The organism is Streptomyces griseoruber (genome assembly GCF_001514205.1).
Lineage (GTDB): Bacteria > Actinomycetota > Actinomycetes > Streptomycetales > Streptomycetaceae > Streptomyces > Streptomyces griseoruber.
Genome location: NZ_KQ948763.1, coordinates 369,868 through 388,876, shown reverse-complemented (window position 1 = coordinate 388,876; position 19,009 = coordinate 369,868). Strand labels below are relative to the sequence as shown.

General features: G+C 74.0%; 16 protein-coding genes. 4 read left to right on the top strand and 12 right to left on the bottom strand.

Going from position 1 to position 19,009, the window contains the following annotated elements; genetic code table 11:
- Positions 1-16: 16 nt before the first annotated feature.
- The 3 genes from AQJ64_RS01640 to AQJ64_RS01630 all read right to left on the bottom strand — a co-directional run bounded on the left by AQJ64_RS01640 (position 17) and on the right by AQJ64_RS01630 (position 3,548).
- Positions 17-1,255, bottom strand: coding sequence for an SAV2148 family HEPN domain-containing protein (locus tag AQJ64_RS01640; protein ID WP_055635155.1), 1,239 nt, complete (start codon positions 1,253-1,255; stop codon positions 17-19).
- A gap of 102 nt (positions 1,256-1,357) precedes the next feature.
- On the bottom strand, positions 1,358-2,677 hold the full coding sequence (locus AQJ64_RS01635; protein ID WP_055635156.1) for a copper amine oxidase: 1,320 nt from the start codon (positions 2,675-2,677) through the stop codon (positions 1,358-1,360).
- A gap of 58 nt (positions 2,678-2,735) precedes the next feature.
- The gene (locus AQJ64_RS01630; RefSeq protein WP_055635157.1) at positions 2,736-3,548 is read right to left on the bottom strand and encodes a hypothetical protein; all 813 of its coding nucleotides are present in this window, start codon (positions 3,546-3,548) and stop codon (positions 2,736-2,738) included.
- 192 nt (positions 3,549-3,740) lie between these two features.
- On the opposite strand from AQJ64_RS01630, the gene glgX reads away from it, so the two are divergent.
- From glgX to AQJ64_RS01615, 3 genes are all read left to right on the top strand, one after another.
- A complete protein-coding gene (gene glgX, locus AQJ64_RS01625; protein ID WP_055635158.1) occupies positions 3,741-5,849 on the top strand; it encodes a glycogen debranching protein GlgX in 2,109 nt (702 codons plus the stop codon).
- Positions 5,850-5,914: 65 nt separating this feature from the next.
- The gene (gene treY / locus AQJ64_RS01620) at positions 5,915-8,257 is read left to right on the top strand and encodes a malto-oligosyltrehalose synthase (RefSeq protein ID WP_055635159.1); all 2,343 of its coding nucleotides are present in this window, start codon (positions 5,915-5,917) and stop codon (positions 8,255-8,257) included.
- A 148-nt stretch (positions 8,258-8,405) separates the two neighbouring features.
- On the top strand, positions 8,406-9,656 hold the full coding sequence (locus AQJ64_RS01615) for a M14 family zinc carboxypeptidase (protein ID WP_055635165.1): 1,251 nt from the start codon (positions 8,406-8,408) through the stop codon (positions 9,654-9,656).
- 53 nt (positions 9,657-9,709) lie between these two features.
- Here the strand turns inward: AQJ64_RS01615 and AQJ64_RS01610 are convergent, their stop codons facing one another.
- From AQJ64_RS01610 to AQJ64_RS01600, 3 genes are all read right to left on the bottom strand, one after another.
- Entirely contained in the window at positions 9,710-10,168 is a 459-nt protein-coding gene (locus tag AQJ64_RS01610; RefSeq protein WP_079061410.1) for an SSI family serine proteinase inhibitor, read from the bottom strand.
- Entirely contained in the window at positions 10,165-11,484 is a 1,320-nt protein-coding gene (locus AQJ64_RS01605; RefSeq protein ID WP_055635160.1) for a M14 family zinc carboxypeptidase, read from the bottom strand. Before AQJ64_RS01605 ends, AQJ64_RS01610 begins: the two co-directional genes overlap by 4 nt.
- Positions 11,485-11,667: 183 nt before the next feature.
- Positions 11,668-12,219, bottom strand: a complete 552-nt coding sequence (locus tag AQJ64_RS01600; protein ID WP_055635161.1) for an FHA domain-containing protein — start codon at positions 12,217-12,219, stop codon at positions 11,668-11,670.
- A gap of 173 nt (positions 12,220-12,392) precedes the next feature.
- Between AQJ64_RS01600 and treZ the strand changes: the two genes are divergently transcribed.
- Complete coding sequence (gene treZ, locus AQJ64_RS01595; RefSeq protein WP_055635162.1) at positions 12,393-14,138, top strand: malto-oligosyltrehalose trehalohydrolase; 1,746 nt, start codon at positions 12,393-12,395, stop codon at positions 14,136-14,138.
- 121 nt (positions 14,139-14,259) lie between these two features.
- On the opposite strand, the gene AQJ64_RS01590 is transcribed toward treZ, so the two are convergent.
- The 6 genes from AQJ64_RS01590 to AQJ64_RS01570 all read right to left on the bottom strand — a co-directional run bounded on the left by AQJ64_RS01590 (position 14,260) and on the right by AQJ64_RS01570 (position 18,925).
- Positions 14,260-15,192, bottom strand: a complete 933-nt coding sequence (locus AQJ64_RS01590) for an aminoglycoside phosphotransferase family protein (protein ID WP_055635163.1) — start codon at positions 15,190-15,192, stop codon at positions 14,260-14,262.
- A 61-nt stretch (positions 15,193-15,253) separates the two neighbouring features.
- Positions 15,254-16,381 carry an aminopeptidase P family protein gene (locus AQJ64_RS01585; protein ID WP_059202339.1) on the bottom strand — a complete coding sequence of 376 codons (1,128 nt, stop codon included), beginning with the start codon at positions 16,379-16,381 and terminating at the stop codon, positions 15,254-15,256.
- 170 nt (positions 16,382-16,551) lie between these two features.
- Positions 16,552-17,193 (bottom strand): LysE family translocator, encoded by a 642-nt coding sequence (locus tag AQJ64_RS01580; RefSeq protein ID WP_055633952.1) that lies wholly within the window; start codon positions 17,191-17,193, stop codon positions 16,552-16,554.
- 4 nt (positions 17,194-17,197) lie between these two features.
- On the bottom strand, positions 17,198-17,395 hold the full coding sequence (locus tag AQJ64_RS48865) for a hypothetical protein (protein WP_157880926.1): 198 nt from the start codon (positions 17,393-17,395) through the stop codon (positions 17,198-17,200).
- On the bottom strand, positions 17,392-17,946 hold the full coding sequence (locus AQJ64_RS01575) for a PDZ domain-containing protein (RefSeq protein WP_055633951.1): 555 nt from the start codon (positions 17,944-17,946) through the stop codon (positions 17,392-17,394). Before AQJ64_RS01575 ends, AQJ64_RS48865 begins: the two co-directional genes overlap by 4 nt.
- 112 nt (positions 17,947-18,058) lie before the next feature.
- Positions 18,059-18,925 carry a LysR family transcriptional regulator gene (locus AQJ64_RS01570; protein ID WP_055633950.1) on the bottom strand — a complete coding sequence of 289 codons (867 nt, stop codon included), beginning with the start codon at positions 18,923-18,925 and terminating at the stop codon, positions 18,059-18,061.
- Positions 18,926-19,009: the final 84 nt, after the last annotated feature.

The following is a 19,009-nucleotide window of genomic DNA, read 5'->3' as shown; positions in this document are numbered from 1 at the left end:
CGGACCGTCGGACGATTCAGGACACAGGCCGTGAATCCGCCCAGGCCAGTTCGAACTCCTCGCGGTATGCCGCGAAAAGGCCCCCTTCGTCCCTCTCGCCCGGCTTGACCACCCGGTTGCCGCCGCGCAGCACCAGCACCGGTGCCTCCATGCCGCGCATGCGCCGCAGATAGGACTGGACGACCGCGACGCCGTCGGTGCCGTCGCCGTCCACGAGGTAGGCGGTGAAGCGGGGCGTCTCGTCGTACACCTGGATCTGGAAGGCGCCCGGGTCGCGCAGCCGGGAGCGGACGCGCCGCATATGGAGGATGTTCATCTCCACCGAGCGGCTGAGTTCGCCCCGTTTCATCCCGAGTTCGCGTTCGCGGCGCTTGACCGCGCTGGAGGCCGGGTTGAGGAAGAGCAGCCGGATGCGGGCCCCCTCCTCGGCGAGCCGGACCAGACGGCGGCCGGAGAAGTTCTGCACCAGCAGGTTGAGGCCGATACCGATGCCGTCGATACGGCGTGAGCCGTCGAAGATGTCCTCGGCGGGGAACTGCCGCAGCAGCCGGACCCGGTCGGGGTGGACGGCCACCACGTCCGCGTACCGGTCGCCGACGAGGTCCTCGACCGCGTCCACGGGCAGCCGGCGTGCGGACGGCACGTCGCCGCCGGTGCCGAGCATCTCCAGGAGCCGCGCCGAGGCCCGCTCGGCCTGGCCCAGGACCGCCTCGGAGAGCGCCCGGTTGCGGGAGACGACATTGCGGGTCACCTCCAGCTCGTCCAGGGCGAGTTCGACGTCCCGCCGGTCGTCGAGGTAGGGCTCGAAGCACGGCCAGTGCTGGACCATCAGCTCGCGCAGCTGCGGCAACGTCAGGAAGGAGATGACATTGTCGTCGGCCGGGTCGAGCAAGTAGCCCTTGCGCCGGCTGACTTCACGGACCGCGACGGCCCGCTGCACCCATTCCTGGCCGGCGGGGCCCGCCGCGGCGACCACCCACTCGTCGCCGTGGACGGGTTCGTAGATGGGCCGCAGCACGGCGGCCACCACGGCGCGCAGCCGCTGTTCGACGAGGTTCAGCCATATGTAGGCCCGGCCGGCCCGCTGGGCGCGGGTGCGCACCTCGCGCCAGGCGTCGGCGTCCCAGTCCAGCTCCGGGCCGATGGCGTTGGTCTCCATCGGCCGGGCCAGGGACACCGTTCCGGGCGGGACGTCTGTGGAGTTCCCCTCGTGACCCTCGTCACCAGGGGGCAGCTCCAGCCCTCCCGAGCCCACCCAAGCACCGCCTTCCGCTCCCCCGAGCTCTCCCCGTCTCAACGATCAAGGAAGGGTACTCCGGGACCGGTCGGCGGTGCAGCCGGATGGGCAGGTCGTTTCTCAACCGCCGTTACGGGGGATGCCGTTCTCGTCCTTGAGCGCGGACGGTGTGAGCGGATTCATGGCCGTGACGTCCCGGGGGGCGATGGAGAAGCCCTGCCAGTGGACCGGCATGGGCTGCTGGTCCTCGTCGCGGGCGATGTGGTGGAAGCCCACGTTCACCCAGACCACGGGGTGCTTGAGGGTCTGCCCGTTCACCCACTTGTCGACGGTCTTCGGGTGTCCCGTACCGCAGTTGAGGGGGTTGTTGCTGGCATACTTCTCGCACTTGTTGTACTCGGTGAAGTAGACGTCGTGCTGGGTGAAGCCGCGTCCCGAGTACTTGGTGGTGGCGCCGGGGACGAGTTCGTAGCTGCGCGCGTGCCCGTCCTTGTTCTTGCCGGTGGCGCTGACCACGCGCCACCAGCGCATGTTCTTGGCGTCGCCCGCGAGTTCCTTGGTGACGGCCGTGCGGGTGGTCTTGTTGGTCGGGCCCTGCTGGCCGCTCGCGGGTGCGCTGACCTTCGAGTCGTACTGCTCGATCTTGTTGGCGGAGGAGCCGTCGAGGCCGAAGTCCAGCCGCCAGAAGACGTTGTGGCTGTGGCTGGTGGCCTTGGCCTGGGCGCCCTTGCCTATCGGCCAGCCGCGGCCGTCACCGGCGTCGTAGTCGAAGGGCGAGAGGCTGCCGGTGGCGCCGACGTTCATGTTGACGGTGCCGTCGTCGGAGAAGCGCCACTCGGTCATGTACTCGTACCAGCCGACCTTGTTGACCGTGTAGATCAGCAGGTCCTTGCCCTGGGCCTGGTAGACCTTGTTGTTGTCGGCCTGCATGCGGTAGGCGTGGCCGCGCGAACGGGTCGTGGTGCACATGCCCTTGACGTTCGAGTCGGCCGGGGCGGTCTCCGGGACCTTGATGGTCTTGATGGTGCCGCCGGGGCACTCGGCGGGCTTCAGATTGACCAGCCCGGAGCCGAAGTTGTAGTCGGTGACGTCGTTGTACTCGTTCTTGCCGTCGTCGTAGGGCACATGGATCTGGGCGATCTTGGCGCTGTTGAGGACCCGGATCGGCTTGGGCTCGCCGGGCGGCTGGTAGGAGACCTTCTCCAGGACGAGCCCGGACTTGGCCTCGTAGCGCCAGCACATGCGCCAGGTGGTGCCGGTGGAGAGCTTCTGTTCGATGCGGTAGGCGGCGCTGCAGTCGGCGGCTGCCGCCGCCGCGGGGGCGGCCTTCGGCTGGGCGACGGCGGGACCGGCCCCGGCGGTCGCGCCGGCGGCCAGCGCGGCCAGGGACAGGCCGAAGGCCGCCCCCTTCTGGGTACGGCTCATTCTGGTGACGCGCATGAGGACATGACTCCCTGACAGGAGGTGACGGGTGGGAAAGGTGGAGATGCGGGCCGTGTCAGCCGTTGAGCTTGGTGACCTTGCCGGCGCTGAGGTCGATCACCAGGGACCGGGCGTCGATCCAGGGACCGTTCTTCACCTTCGGCAGCAGCCGTACGCAGCGGTGCTCGCCGCATGTGTCGAGTGCGGCCGGCTGGGCGCCCGGCACCGAGTGGTAGATCATGCTGGAGAGCTCCAGCTGGTCCGGGGAGGTGAGCTCCTTGCCGGTGGCGTCCTTGTAGTCGGCCTTCAGGCCGGCGCCGAGCGGGTCGGCGATGAGCACCCGCGCCGCCTCGTTCTGCTCGTCGGCGCTCAGCGGCGGCTGGACGCCGCGCTGGGTGCCGGTGTTCTCCACCTTGCCGGTGTCGAGGTTGACGGTCCTGGTGACGACCGTGTCGGTCTTGTAGTCGTAGAACGTGACGTCGGCGCGCCGGGGCGCGTCCGGGTCGTCGAGTTCGTCGGCGTCGGGCTCGGCGAGCTCCACGCCGAGGCGCTGCGGGCCGCGCCCGCCCTCGACGTTCTGTGCGGCGTTGAACGCCTGCCGGCTGAGCGCGACCTGCTCGGCCCGCTTCATCTCGTCGTCCGTGAGCGGGTCGCTGCCCTTGCCCTTCTCGCCCTCGTCCGGCGCGGCCTGGACGACGCCCGGCGGCACCGCGCCGCTGTCGCCCGCGGCCGCCGCCTGCCCGGTGCCCTGCCCGGTCCCGCCGCCTGTCTTGTCGTCCGCCCCCGCCGTGCCCGGCAGGGTGATCGCGACCATCACGGCTGTCGAAGCCACTGCGATGGCCGTACCCGCCACCACCTTGCCCAGGTGGCGGCGCACTGTCGTGCGCACAATTGCCCCCTACTCCCCCTGCTGCCGGGAGTACGTCTGTCTGCCCCACTGAATGCGGCATACGCCGTATGCCGGCGTATGCACCGGTCGACAGGTAAGAGGGCAGTAAGTCGAAGGCGGTTCCATCAGTTTCCGCGAGACTCGGGCGCCAAGGCGCCCCCGGCTCGGCGGCACACCTGAAAGAGTCGGTTCATGCAGGTCTGGCCTGGAGAGGCGTACCCCCTCGGTGCCACGTACGACGGCGCCGGCACGAATTTCGCGGTCTTCACCGAGGCCGCGGACCGAGTAGAGCTGTGTCTGCTGCACGACGACGGCTCGGAGACGGCGGTGGAACTGCGGGAGAGCGACGCGTTCGTCCGGCACGCGTATCTGCCGGGCGTGATGCCCGGCCAGCGGTACGGCTTCCGGGTGCACGGTCCGTACGACCCCGCGCGCGGCCTGCGCTGCAACTCGGCGAAGCTGCTGCTCGACCCGTACGCGAAGGCGGTCGCCGGCGCGGTCCGCTGGGGCGAGGAGGTGTACGGGTATCCCTTCGGTTCCCCCGAGAAGCGCAACGACCTCGACTCCGCGCCGCACACCATGAGCTCGGTGGTGGTCAACCCGTACTTCGACTGGGGAGACGACCGGCCGCCGCGCACCGAGTACCACCGCACACTGATCTACGAGGCCCATGTGAAGGGTCTGACGATGCTCCATCCGGGGCTGCCGGAGGAGCTGCGCGGCACCTACGCGGGCCTCGCGCACCCGGCGGTGATCGAGCATCTGACAGGGCTCGGGGTGACGGCGCTGGAGCTGATGCCGGTGCACCAGTTCGTCAACGACCACCGGCTGGTCGACATGGGCCTGAACAACTACTGGGGCTACAACACGATCGGTTTCTTCTCCCCGCACAACGCCTACGCCTCCTGGGGCGACCGGGGCCAGCAGGTGCTGGAGTTCAAGTCGGCGGTGCGGGCGCTGCACGAGGCGGGGATCGAGGTGATCCTCGACGTGGTCTACAACCACACCGCCGAGGGCAACCACCTGGGCCCGACGCTGTCCTTCCGGGGCATCGACAACCAGAACTACTACCGGCTGGCCGAGGACGCCCGCTACTACACGGACACGACGGGCACGGGGAACTCGCTGCTCATGCGGTCGCCGCACGTCCTCCAGATGATCATGGACTCGCTGCGGTACTGGGTGACCGAGATGCATGTGGACGGCTTCCGCTTCGACCTCGCGGCGACGCTCGCCCGGCAGTTCCACGAGGTGGACCGGCTGTCGTCGTTCTTCGACCTGGTGCAGCAGGACCCGGTCGTCTCCCAGGTGAAGCTGATCGCCGAGCCCTGGGACGTGGGCGAGGGCGGCTACCAGGTGGGAAACTTCCCGCCGCTGTGGACGGAGTGGAACGGCAAGTACCGGGACACCGTGCGCGATCTGTGGCGGGGCGAGCAGCGCACCCTCGCGGAGTTCGCCTCCCGGCTGACCGGCTCCTCCGACCTCTACCAGGACGACGGCCGCCGTCCGCTGGCCTCGATCAACTTCGTGACCTGCCACGACGGGTTCACCCTGCACGACCTGGTGGCGTACAACGACAAGCACAACCAGGCCAACGGAGAGGACAACCGGGACGGCGAGAGCCACAACCGGTCCTGGAACTGCGGGGCGGAGGGCGAGACCGACGACCCGCGCGTGCGGGGGCTGCGGGCCCGGCAGATGCGCAACTTCGTCGCGACGCTGCTGCTCTCCCAGGGCGTGCCGATGATCAGCCACGGGGACGAGTTCGGCCGGACCCAGCGGGGCAACAACAACGCCTACTGCCAGGACAGCGAGCTGGCGTGGGTGCACTGGCCCGAGGACGGCAGCGGGCTGCTGGACTTCACCCGCGCGCTCACCCGGCTGCGCCGCGAGCACCCCGTCTTCCGGCGGCGGCGCTTCTTCCACGGGCGGCCCGTGGAGGGCACCCACGACGAGCTGTCGGACATCGCCTGGTTCACCCCGGAGGGCGAGGAGATGACCCAGCGGGACTGGGAACGGGCGCAGGCCTCGGCGCTGTCGGTGTTCCTCAACGGCAACGCGATCTCGGAACCGGGCCCGCGCGGGGAGCGGATCACCGACGACTCGTTCCTGCTGCTGTTCAACGCCTCGCCCAAGGAGCTGGAGTTCGTGGTGCCGGTCGACCACGGGCGGCAGTGGCAGGTGGTCGTGGACACCGCCGAGGCGGAGCCGGTCGCGCCGGGCGCGGGCCGCAAGGTGCAGGCCGGGGAGCGGCTGACCCTGGCGGACCGGAGCATGACGGTCCTGCAGCGGCCGGCCTGAGCCCGGCCGGTGACCCCGGCGACCCCGGTGACAGGAAAGCGGGCGGGGCGGGTACGTAGGTCTCCATGACCCCTGCGCGCCCCGCTCCCGTCACGCCCACGGCCACCTACCGGCTCCAGCTCCAGCCCGCGTTCCCGTTCGCCGCCGCGGCGGCCGCCGTGCCGTACCTGGCCTCGCTCGGTGTGTCGCATCTGCACCTCTCGCCGGTCCTGGAGGCCGTACCGGGATCCCCGCACGGCTATGACGTGGTGGACCACGCGCGCGTGCGCGAGGAGCTGGGCGGCGAGGAGGGGCTGCGGGCGCTGGCGGCCACCGCGCGCGAGCACGGGCTCGGGCTGGTCGCGGACATCGTGCCGAACCACATGGCGATGGTCCCGCGCCACAACCGCGCCCTGTGGGAGGTGCTGCGGGAGGGCCCCGGGTCGCCGTACGCGCGCTGGTTCGACATCGACTGGGAGGCGGGCGGCGGCCGGATGCTGCTCCCGGTCCTCGGGCACCCGGTCGGCGCGGAGCTGGAGCGGCTGCGGGTCGACGGCGGGGTGCTGCGCTACTACGACCACGTCCTGCCGCTCCGCGAGGGCACCGCGGAGCTGCCGCTGCCGCAGCTGCTGGACGCCCAGTGGTACCGGCCGGTGTGGTGGCGGCTGGCCCGCACCGAGCTGAACTACCGGCGGTTCTTCAGCATCTCGGAGCTGATCGGGGTGCGGGTGGAGGATCCGGAGGTCTTCGAGGCCACCCACGGCACGGTCCTGCGGCTGCTGCACGAGGGCGTCCTCGACGGGCTGCGGATCGACCACCCGGACGGGCTCGCCGACCCCGACGGCTATCTGGAGCGGCTGCACGAGGCCACCGGCGGCCGCTGGACGGTCGTGGAGAAGATCCTCGCGGACGGGGAGCGGCTGCCGCGGTCCTGGCCGGTCGCCGGCACCACCGGCTACGACGCCCTGCGCCGCGTCGACGGGCTCTTCACGGACCCCGTGGGGGCCCGGGAGCTGCTGGGCCTGTACCGGCGCTTCGCGGCCCCGCAGACGGACCGGGGCGGCGACTGGGCGGCGACCGCGCGACGGGCGGCGTACGGGGTGCTGGCGCACGAGCTGGCGGCCGAACGGGACCGGCTGACCCGGCTCGCCTCCCGGATCTGCGCGGACGCCCCGGATCCCGTACTGCGCGACCGGGCGCCCTGGGCGCTGCGCACGGCGCTGGAGGAGCTGCTGGTCCGGATGGAGGTCTACCGGCCGTACGTCTCGGGCGACGCGGCCGCCGTGGTCACCGAGCAGGCGGCCGAGGAGGCCCGGGGGGCGTTCACGGTGGCGGAGGAGGCGGGCGCCGTCGACGCGGTGCGGGCGCTGGTGCTCGGCGGCCGGGGGCCGCTGCGCGCGGAGTTCCGGGCCCGGTTCGCGCAGACGGCGTCCGCGCTGCGCGCCAAGTCCGTGGAGGACACGGCGTTCTACCGGTACGTCCCGCTGCTCGCGGCGAACGAGGTGGGCGGCGAGCCGGGCCGCCCCGGGGTGTCCCCGGCGGAGTTCCACGCGTACTGCGCGCGCGTGCAGCGCGACTGGCCGGCGACCGGGACGGTCGTGTCCACGCACGACACCAAGCGCAGCGCCGACGTACGGGCCGCGCTGGCCGTGCTCACCGAGTGCCCGCAGCGTTGGGCGGAGGTCCTGGAGCAGGTCACGCGCGCGGAGGCGGAGGTGCCGGACGGTCAGCTCGCCTGGGCGGCCTGGCAGACGGTGTTCGGGCTCGGCCCGGCGGCCCCGGAGCGCGTCCAGGAGGCGCTGCTGAAGCATGTGCGCGAGGCGGGCCTGTACACGAGCTGGACCGAGCAGGAGCCGCCGTACGAGGAGGCGGTGGCCGCGTTCGTCGCGGCGGGCCCGTGCGGGGCGCCCGGGGAGCGGGTGGCGGCGCTGCGCCGCGCGCTTCAGCCGCACATCGGGGCCAATGTGCTCGGCACGGCCCTGGTGCATCTGACGATGCCGGGGGTGCCGGACGTCTACCAGGGCGCCGAGAACGACTGCCGCGCCCTGGTGGATCCGGACAACCGGCGCCCCGTGCGGTTCCCGCCCGAGGAAGGCGGTCCCAAGGCGATGGTGACCCGGGCCGCGCTGCGGCTGCGCAGGCGCCGGCCCGGTGCCTTCGGGACCGCGGCGGCGTACGAGCCGTTGACCGCCGAGGGGCCGGCCGGGGAGCACTGTCTGGCGTTCGCGCGCTCGGGTGAGACGGTCACGGCCGTGACCCGGCTGTCGCTGCGGCTGGCGGAGGAGGGCGGCTGGCGGGAGACGCGGCTGCCGCTGCCGCCGGGGCGGTGGGCCGACGTCCTGGCGCCGGGGCGGGAGTTCGAGGGGCACGCGCGCGTGGCGGAACTCTTCGCCGAGCTGCCGGTGGCGCTGCTGGAGCGCGCGGACTGAGCCGGGCGGCCGCGGCTGTTCGCCGTGCACGGCGGCGCGTGCCTCCGGGCGCCCCCCGGAGCCTCCCGGGGCCTCCCCTGGGCATTCTTGACAGTTCACCGAGTCCGTGGGGTACTGCGGAGAGCGAAGCCGGTCGGACATGACGGGGGTGAGTCTCCTGCCGGTGCTGCGCTACCCCACGGTGACCGAACTGACGACCCATGCCCGGGCCCTGACCGCGCGGCATCCCGGACTGTGCGCCCTGCGCCAGGTGGGGCTCTCCCGCGCGGGCCGTCCGCTGCATCTGCTGTCGGTCGGGCGCGCCCGGCGGGCGGTGCTGGTCGTCGCGGGTGCCCATGCCAATGAGCCCACCGGTGGCTCCACCCTGCTGTCCCTGGCCGAACGGGTGCTGCACGAACGGGAGTTGCGCAACGGCACGTCCTGGCACTTCCTGCTCTGCGCGGACCCGGACGGGGCGAGTCTGCATGTCACACCCGCGCCGCGCAGCCTGCTGGAGTACCACCTGGGGTTCTTCCGGCCGGCGGGGCCCGAGCAGCCGGAGTGGTCGCCCGCCGTGCTGCCGCCCGACCGGCTGCCGCCCGAGACACGTGCGCTGACCCGGGTCATCGACGAGCTGCGGCCCTACCTCCAGGTGACCCTGCACGGCACCGAGCTGGGCGGCAGCTGGGTGCAGCTGACGAAGGACATCCCGGGGCTCGCCGAGCCGTTCGGGAAGTCCGCGGCGCGGTTGCACATCCCCGTCGAGACGGGCGCCTCGGACGCGGCGGGCTGGCCGGTCTCCGGGCCGGGGGTGCGGGTGATGCCGGACGCCGACGCGGGCGCGGCGTACCCGAGCATGCCGGACGACGCCCGGCACAGCACGTGGTACCACGCCCATCGCTACGGCGGTCTGACGGCGGTGGTGGAGGTGCCGATGTGGGCGAGCGACCTGGTGGACGACTCCGCGCCGCATCCCGCGCCGGCCGCGGCGATCCGGCGCCTCGCGGAGCGGCTGCTGCGGGACGCGCGGGAGGTGGAGCGGGTGCTCACCGAGGCGCTGCCGCGTCTGGAGGGCGTGGACGGGCCGCTGCTGCGGGCGGCGCGGTGGGGGCTGGAGCTGGTGCCGGGCCTGGCCTCGGACTGGACCCACACCCCGCCCGCGGACACGACGATGGCGTACGTCGGCAGTGTGGACGCCTTCGCCCGGCGGCTGCCGCTCAGGGCGGCGGCGATGCTCTGGCGGGTGCTCCAGGAGAGCGACGACCACGCCGCCCCGCGGCTGGAACAGCTCGTCGGGATGTGGAGCGACGCGTTCGCCGTGCGCTTCGGCGCCCGCTGGGTGCCGCTCGAGCACCAGGTGGAGCACCAGAGCCGTACGGTGGTCGCGGCGGCCCTGCACGCGCGCGAGGGGGCGGCGTAGGGCACTCACCTCCCGCGCCGCCCCCTTTTTTCACGGCCTTTTCATTGCCGCGGTCAGGCTCCGGGTGCGGCGGCCCCGGCGTCGTCCAGGGCGAACACCGCGCCGGTGCGGGCCCCCATCTCACAGGCGTTCGCGAAGGTCTCGGTGTACGCGACGGCCCGTCCGTTCCACTGTCCGCTGGCGTGGGCCGTCACCGGGGCGTAGACGAGGGTGCAGACGGTGTCCTGGGCGGCCGGGAGGGCGTGCAGGTCGCCGTTCACCGCGGTGAGCTGGTCGCAGGCCTCGGCGGCGCGCCGGTGGCCCTGGGGCGGGCCGCACAGCAGCAGGGTGCCGCGGGTGTCGTCGGACGGGGCGGTGTCCCGGGTGACGGAGAGCTGGAGCCAGTTGCCGGGCTGGGGGTCCTGGGAGGCCGCCCGTACCGGAGCCGCACCGGCGGCGAGGAGGAGGGCGGCCGTGGCCGGCAGCAGGACGCGCCGCAGGGGTACCGGGGGAAGGGAGTGCGAGTGTCTCATTCCCGGTGCATCGGCACGGCGGCCTGGGTTCCCCAGTCCGGCTCACCCGAACGCGTGGGCCGAGGGGGCCGCCCGGCCAGCTCGAACGCCGCGAGCACCACCCGCGCCTGGTACTCCACCTGGCGGGCGACCGGGATCCAGCGGGCCTGGCAGTCGTCCCGGAAGGCGGCGCACCAGCGGTCGATGAGCGCGTCCAGCTCCGGCAGGGCTCCCGCCGGGTCGTGCTCGGCGCCGGTGACGAGCTGGTGCAGCAGGCCCGCGGTGCGGACGGCGATGCGCCGGCCGGCGATGCGCAGGGCGGTCAGATGGGCGGTGCTGAGCGGCGGAAGGGGGCGCCCGGGGTCGGCGGTGCCGGGGTCCCAGGCGTCGGCGAGCCCGGGGCAGACCAGGAGGTAGTCGTCGACGGGCGCCAGCAGCCGGTCGGCCTCGGGGGTGGCGGGCAGCCGGGGCCGCACCCGGGCGAGGAGGTCCTCCAGCACCCGGGTGTCGTGGCGCAGGGCGCCGCTCACGGCCCGCAGCGCCGCGTCCCGGTCGGCGGGCGGGGAGCCGTCCTCGACGGCGGCCACGCCCCACATGGGCGCCTCGACGACCGCGGTGACCGTGCCGTGCCGGTGCGGGTGGTACCAGGTCGACTCGACGGCGGCCTCGGTGATGGCGGCGGCCAGGTCGCGCCGGCGCGGGGGCGGGATCCGGTAGACGGCGGGGCCCAGCACCGGCCAGTAGAGCGTGTCGTACGCGCCGAGTTCGCGCGGGATGCCGAGCCGGGCGGCCGCGTACGCCATGCGGCGGTCGAGGCCGGGCAGGTCACGGGTGAGTTCGACGAAGCCGCCGCCGACGTCGACGCCGTGCAGCGAGCACTGGAAGAAAGGTTTCAGTTCGTCCTGGAGGCGGAGCAGCGCCCGGGTCTCCGGAAGCGCGGCGGCGGCCGCCCCGTCGGGCAGCCATTCGGGCTGTTCCAGGAAGCCGGGCCGGAAGAAGTGCCGGAAGTGGCGGCCGAGGCTGTAGGGACCGGTCAGCCAGCCCTCGTTGCGGCGCAGGCCGTCGGGGTCGAGGCAGAGCAGCAGGTTCCAGGTGGCGTCGGCGCCCTCGGTGAGCCGGGGGTCGGCGAGGGCCCGTTCGGCCAGTCTGAGGGCGGTGGCGCCGCCCACGGGCTCGTTGGCGTGCGGTCCGGCGACGACGAGGACCTGGCGGGTGCCCCGGCCGACGGAGAGCAGCCACAGCGGGGTGCCGGCCCGGGAGACGCCGACCCGGCGCAGCCTGGCGTCCCGGGGGTGGCGGGCGGCGAGCGCGGCGGCGTGGGCCGCGAGTTCGTCCACGGTCGGGTAGCGGAGGAGTGGCGGCAGGGCAGACCTCCATGACGGCGCCGTCGCTTCACCGGGCGTATCCGGTCTACGCACCCTGAGTCATGGCGCGGGGGTACGTCAACACCGCCGTATCCGCCGTTACCCGGGCAAGCCGGCCGAGCCGGGTCCGGGTGGGCGGGGCGGCGGTTGCCCGGTTCAGTTCACGGAGAGGCGGAACACGATCTTCCCGAAGGAGACCTGGTCGCCCTCGCGGACGACGGCCGCGCCGATGACCCGGCGGCCGTTGACGGTGGTGCCGTTGGTGGAGCCGAGGTCGCGCAGCACCCACATGCCGCCCTGGCGGGTGAGTTCGGCGTGCACCCGCGAGACGCTCTCATGGGTCAGCCGCAGCCCGTTGACGGGGTCGCGGCCGATGCGCAGCGCCTGTTCGGTGCCGGGGTGCGGCAGCAGCAGCTTGGGCAGCCGCTCGGCCTGCCAGGCCCGGCGCAGCCGCACGGTGAACCCGGAGACGGCCTCGACGGAGCCGAAGACCACGCGGGAGAGGCGGTTCTCCTTGGGCAGGTCGGCGGTGAGCGCGACCAGTTCGTCGGAGCGGCGGGCGGCGAGCGCGAGTTCCATGCGGCGGATGAAGGTGTCGTGCGACAGCCGGCCCATGGCGACGCCGTCACGGAGCACCTTCAGCGCCCTGTCGCGCTCCGCGTCGGACAACCGCGCGGGGTACGGGTTCACCTCGAAAGACGACGTCACGCTGGTGATTGTCGGTCAGTGAACCCCGGGTGTCCAGAAAACGGGTAAACGCTCGCACGCGCGCGTGGCCGAAGACACCCCCTTCGACGGGGGTGTTGCCCGCTGGACGGATGCCGTTTGCAGCACGATGGACCCGGCTACATCACGGTGAGCAGACGTAAGGGGAACCGTCCGTGCAGTTCGAGGTGTGGGCACCACAGGCCGGCCGGGTGACGCTGGAGTGCGACGGCGTCACCCGCGCGCTCCGGCCGGATCCGGAGCGGGCCGGCTGGTGGACGGGTGAGGCGGAGGCCGCGGACGGCACGCGGTACGGCTTCGCGGTGGACGACGGCCCGGTCCGCCCGGACCCGCGCTCGCGCCGTCAGCCGGACGGGCCGGACGGCCTGAGCGCGGTCGTCGACCAGGACCGGTACGACTGGCGTGTCCCGTGGCCGGGGCGTCCGCTGCCGGGCGCGGTCCTCTACGAGCTGCACGTGGGCACGTTCACCGCCGAGGGCACCCTGGACGCGGCCGCCGGGCGCCTGGGACATCTGGCCGAACTCGGCGTCACCCACGTGGAGTTGATGCCCCTGTGTCCGTTCCCGGGCCGGCACGGCTGGGGGTACGACGGGGTCTCGCCCTGGGCGGTGCACGAGCCGTACGGCGGCCCCGAGGGGCTGAAGCGGTTCGTCGACCGGGCGCACGGTCTGGGCCTGGGCGTGGTCCTGGACGTCGTGCACAACCACCTGGGACCGTCCGGCAATTACCTGCCCGAGTTCGGCCCGTACTTCACCGAGCGCCATCACACGCCCTGGGGCGCGGCCGTCAACCTGGACGCGCCCGGCTCGGACGAGGTGCGGGCGTATCTGCTGGGCAGTGCGCTGGCCTGGCTGCGGGACTACCGGCTCGACGGGCTGCGGCTGGACGCGGTGCACGCGCTCGCCGACACGCGCGCGTACCCCTTCCTGGAGGAACTGTCGACGGCCGTGGACGCGCTCGCCGCCGACACGGGCCGGCCGCTGTTCCTGATCGCCGAGTCCGACCTGAACGACCCGCGGCTGATCACACCGCGCCGCGAGGGCGGACTCGGGCTGCACGCCCAGTGGAACGACGACTTCCACCACGCCCTGCACACCGCGCTCACCGGGGAGTCCCAGGGCTACTACGCCGACTTCGCGCGTGATCCGTTCGCCGCGCTCACCAGGACCCTCACCGGCGGGTACTTCCACGACGGCGGGTACTCCGGCTTCCGGGACCGGCACCACGGGCGCCCGCTGGACCGCTCCCGCGTCCCCGCGCACCGGCTGCTGGGCTACTCCCAGACCCACGACCAGGTCGGCAACCGGGCACAGGGCGACCGGCTCGCGGCGGCCCTGTCCCCCGGGCTCCTCGCGTGCGCGGCGGCGCTGACGCTGACCGCGCCGTTCACACCGATGCTGTTCATGGGCGAGGAGTGGGCGGCGGGCACGCCCTGGCAGTACTTCACCGACCACACCGATCCCGAGCTGGCCGAGGCGGTACGGCGGGGCAGGCGGCGGGAGTTCGCGGCGCACGGCTGGGCCGAGGCGGACGTACCGGATCCGCAGGACCCGGCGACCCGGGACCGCTCCTGCCTGGACTGGTCCGAGCCGGGGCGGGCGCCCCACGCGCGCGTGCTGGCCTGGTACCGCGAGCTGATCGCGCTGCGGCACGGCCAGCCGGACCTGACCGATCCCGACCTCGCGGACATCAAGGTCGCCCAGGACGCCGGGGCCCGCTGGCTCGCCTTCAGGCGCGGGGACGTCCGCGTGGTGGTGAACCTGGGCGGGAACCCGGCGGCGATCCCGCTGGGCCCCCGCCCGGCCCGGGTGCTCGCCGCGTGGGAGCCGGTGGCCGTCCCGGGGGCGGACGGGCTGCTGCATGTGCCCGGGGAGTCGTGCGTGGTGCTGTTGCAGGAGTGAGGGGTGCGGTGCGGGGTCCCGGGTGGTGTGTTCTGTCCGTCCGCCGGGTGCGGGATCGTCGTGGCTGGTCGCGCCCACGCGGCGGAGCCGCGCATCGGCGCAGCCCCGCGCCCCTATTCCTCTATTCCTCGTCCTCCCGGAATTCCGTCGTCCGCTCCAGCAGGATCGCCTCCCAGGCGTGGCGGAGCTGGGTGTGCAGGAGGGCGAGGGGGGTCGTGCCGCGGCCGCCGAGGCGGTCGGCGAGGCGGGTGACGCTGTCGCAGCGGGCCAGCCAGAGGCCGCGCAGACAGGGGCGGGCGCCGTAGCCGGCGAGGGTGGCGGCGCGGACGGCGGCGCCGGAGCCCACGGCGAGGGCGAGTCCGGCGATGTCCTCGGCGGGGTCGCCGATCACCGCGTCCGTCCAGTCGAGGACGCCCCGGACCCGGCCGTCGGCGCTGACCACGAGGTGCTCGCCGCGCAGCCGGTGGTGGACGAGCACGGCGGCGGCGGGCTGCGCGGCGAGCTGGGCCGCGCCGGCCTGGGTGAGCTGGTGCAGGCGCCCGGGGTCGAACTCGTCGGCGCGGGCGAGGGTGTCGGCGGCGGCCACGGCCATGCGGCGCAGCGCCTCCAGGGAGCGTGGGGCGGTGCGCGGCACACCGAGCGCCTCGGCCTGCCGGGGCGGTACCTCGCGCAGTCCGCCGAGGAGGCCCGCGAGGTCGGCCTCGCCGACGGCGGACACGTCGTGCTCCTCGGCGGTGCCGCCGGGCACCTTGGTGTCCAGGGTGTAGGTGAGTCCGGGCGACCACTCGCCGTGCGCGACGCCGGTCGGCACGGCGACGGGCACATGGGGGCGGACGAGGTCGCGCAGCCGCAGTTCGCGGCGCTGGCGGACGGTGGCGTCGTGGTCGGGGGCGAGCCGCAGCACATGGCGGGTGCCGACCCACCAGGTCCAGTGCCCGCCCTCCTCGGCGACGGGCCGCACCTGGGGTCCCGGTCCGCCGCGGTCGCCCTCCTTGAGGAGCGCGCGGACCAGTCGGCGGACGGTGTCCGCGGTGGGTGTCGGTGCCTGGGTCATGATCGCGCCGTTGCCGTTCGGGTGGGTGCCGGACTCCTGGGGGTGGCTCGGTGGGGCGGGCTCAGCCGACGACGACCAGCTCGCGGGTGGTGTCGTTGAGGCGGCGGCCGCCGTCCTCGGTGACGGTGACGATGTCCTCGATGCGTACCCCGAACCGGCCGGGCAGGTACACGCCGGGTTCCACGGAGAAGCACATGCCGGGCACGAGGGGCTGTTCCTCGCCCTCGATCATGTACGGCGGCTCGTGGGTGGTGACGCCGATGCCGTGGCCGGTGCGGTGGATGAAGTACGCGCCGTACCCGGCGTCGGCGATGACCGCGCGGGCGGCCCGGTCGACCTCCTGGCAGGCGACCCCGGGCCGTACGGCGCGGAAGCCGGCCTCCTGGGCCTCGCGGACGAGGTCGTGGACCCGGCGCTCCTCGTCGGTGGGTTCGCCGACGTGGACGGTGCGGGAGGTGTCGGAGCCGTAGCCGTCCTTGAGGCCGCCGAAGTCGAGGACGACCATGTCACCGCGTGCGATGACGCGGTCGCCGACCTCGTGGTGCGGGTTGGCGCCGTTGGGGCCGGAGGCGACGATGGTGAAGTCGACCTGGGAGTGCCCGAACCGGCGCAGCAGGCCGGCGAGGTCGGCGCCGACCTCGGACTCGCGGCGTCCGGCGAAGGGCATCGTGCGGATCTCCTCGAACGCCCGGTCGGCGGCGGCGCCCGCGGCGGCCATCAGCTCCAGTTCGGCCGGGTCCTTGACGGCCCGCAGCATCGGCAGGACCTCGGTGAGCGCGGCGTAGGAGGTGCCGGGCAGGGCCCGTTGCAGGCCCAGCAGGTGCATCGCCCAGGTGTTGTCGCTGACGCCGAACCGGCCGCGTGGCTCGAGGAGGCCGGCGGTGACGGCGTAGGGGTCCTTGCCGTCGGTCCAGTCCCGCAGGGTGAGCGCCGGGGCACCGGCCGCCTTCGCCGCGTCCGGGGCCTCCAGGGTGGGGACGACGAGGACGGGGTCGTGGCCGGGGGCGAGGGCGAGCAGGGTGAGCCGTTCGGTGGCGGCGGGGGGCGCGTAGCCGGTGAGCCAGACGAGGTCGGGTCCGGGTGCCACGAGCAGCCCGGCGAGTCCGGCGTCGGCGGCCTCGCGCGCGGCCCGTGCCATACGGGCCCGGTAGTCGTCGGCGGTGAAGGGCGCGGGCGCGGTGCCGGTCATCCGGGTCTCCCTCGGTGGTGACGGTGACTACGGGCAGCATCCTGCCCGGACAGCGGGAGCCGCGCGAGCCGGTTCGCGCGGCTGGGGCGTGTGTCGAAAGCAGCGTCGTCCGCCCGGAGGCGAGCCGGGACTTTCGCCACACGCCCCAGGGCGGTGGTGCCCGGGTCCGGTCAGCTCTCCAGCGCCATGCGGACGCCGAGGAGCACCAGCACGCCGCCGGAGACCTGCTCCAGGCGCCGGCGCACCCCGGCCCGGGACAGCACGTCCTTCATCCGGCCGACGAACCAGACATAGAGGCCGTAGTAGCCGACCTCGTAGACGGCCCACAGGGCGGCGAGGCCCACCATGGCGGGCAGGTGCGGGGCACCCTCGGGGACGAACTGCGGCAGGAAGGACAGGGCGAAGACGGCCGCCTTGGGGTTGGCGAGGTTCAGCAGCAGCCCGGCCCGGTAGGACGCCCGGCCGCTCAGCTCCCGGGTGTCCCCGTCCCCGTCCATGGCGTCGGCCGAGCCGTCGCCGTCCCGCTTCATGCGGCGGGCCTGGCGCAGCGCCTGGACGCCGAACCAGACCAGGACGACCGCGCCGACGACGCGCATCACGTCGTACGCCAGTTCGGAGGCCGCGAGCAGGGTGGTCAGGCCGAACGCGGCGACGACGCCCCAGACGAAGACGCCGGTCTCGTTGCCGAGGACGGTCAGAAAGCCGGCGCGGCGGCTGCGCAGCGACTGCTTGATGATCAGCACGGTGCTGGGTCCGGGCGAGGCGGCGATGAGCGTACAGGCGCCGAGGAAGGCGAGAAGGGTGCCGGGCATGGGCTCATGGTGGCCCTGCGGGGGCGGCCTTGACCAGTGGCGCGACGAACGATCCACCGGGCGGGGAGGTGCCCGCCCGGCTCGCCTCGCGGCTGCCGTGGGAGGGCGGGCGGCCGGCCGCGAGGCTCCCGTCGGGCTCGCCTGCCACGTCCTGGACGACGAGCGCGGGCTCACCGGCCGCTTCCGGGCCGTGTGACCTCACACGACCACACCCGGCGTCACCCTCACCTGCCGGTGGGCGCCGTCCTCATGACGGAGCGTCAAGGTCACTCGTCGGCCGGGGCGGGCCTCGTCGACCACGCGCGCCAGATCGGTCGCCGAGTCGATCCGCGTCCCGCCGAACGCCAGCAGGACGTCACCGCGCACCAGCCCCGCGGAGTACCCGGGGCCGGGCACGTGGACGGCGACGATCCGGGCGCCCTGCCTCTCGGCGTCCACGGCCTCCAGGCCCAGGGTGGCACGGACCGGCCGGGGCGACGGGGCGGCCGGGGCGGTGGGTCCCGGACCCCCGCGGCCGGTGAGGCCCTGGAACTCCCCCGGCCTGCTCCTACCGAGCACGGTCGCCCCGACCACGCCCAGCCCGGCACCACAGAGCAGCAGCACCGCACCGGCGACCAGGCCGAGCAGCAGGATCGTCAGCCGGCCGCCAGCGCGGCGCGCGGCGCGCGGACGGTGGGCCCGGCCGCCCCGCTCGGCACCGCCGCCGGGTTCCCGGCCGGGCAGGGGCTTGGGACGCAACGCGGTCTGTTCCATGGTTCGCCTCCGGCTGGTGCCCTACCCGGCGCACCCGCCGACGACGTGCCACGAACGAGTGAGACTGCCCCAGGGGCGGCAGCGGTACGGCGGCCCCTGCGCCGTCGACACCTCACGCGCGCGTGGACAGCGCCTCCACCAGCGCCCCCGCCGCGCCGGACGGCGCACCGGCGTGGACGAGTTCGGTCCGGTGGACGACCCGGGGCCCGGTGACCGGCACGGCGACCGCGCCGGGCACCCCGGTGGCCGCCGAGCGGGGCAGCAGCGCGAGGCCGTGGCCGGCGGCGGCCAGCACGGTCAGCAGACGGACGTCGGTGCCGTCGTAGCGCAGGGCGGGCCGGAAGCCGTGGCCGCCGTTCGCGGCGCGCAGCTGGGGCAGCGGGAGGGCCGTGTCGGGGGCGTCCAGCCAGCGGGCGTCGGCGAGGTCGCCCAGGCGCAGGCCGGTGCGGCGGGCCAGGGGATGGGCGGCCGGCAGCAGGACGCACACGGGTTCCTCCGCCACGCCGTACGTGGTCAGCGGCGCCACGTCGGGCAGCCGGAGCGGGTCGCTGGGCGCGGCCAGGCCGTCCACGAGGCCGAGGTCGGCGGTGCCGGCGGCGACGGCGGCCGGGACCTCGTCGCGGGCGAGGACGCGCAGGGTCACCCCGGCGGGCGGGAGCGCGGCGAGGGCGGCCGGGACGAGGGCGGTCGGCGAGGTGGCGAGGGTCAGCCCGTGCGCGGGCGCGGCGGCCATCCGTACGACGTCCGCGCGGGCCGCCTCCAGCCGCAGCAGCAGCGGGCCCGCGTGCTCCAGCAGCCGCTCGCCGGCCGCCGTGGGCGTGACGGGGCGGCGGGTGAGCAGTGCCGCGCCGAGGTCCTGTTCCAGGGCCGCGATGTGCTGGGAGACGGCCGACTGGGTGTAGCCGAGTTCCCGGGCGGCCTCGGAGAAGGAGGCGAGGCGGGCGACGGTGACGTAGGTGCGCAGGAGGTGCGGGTCCATGCGGACCAGCGTCTCATCAGTACTGCTTATGGAGAGTCCAGAAATCATCGTTGGACGTGAACGAGCTGCCGCGCCCAGGATGAG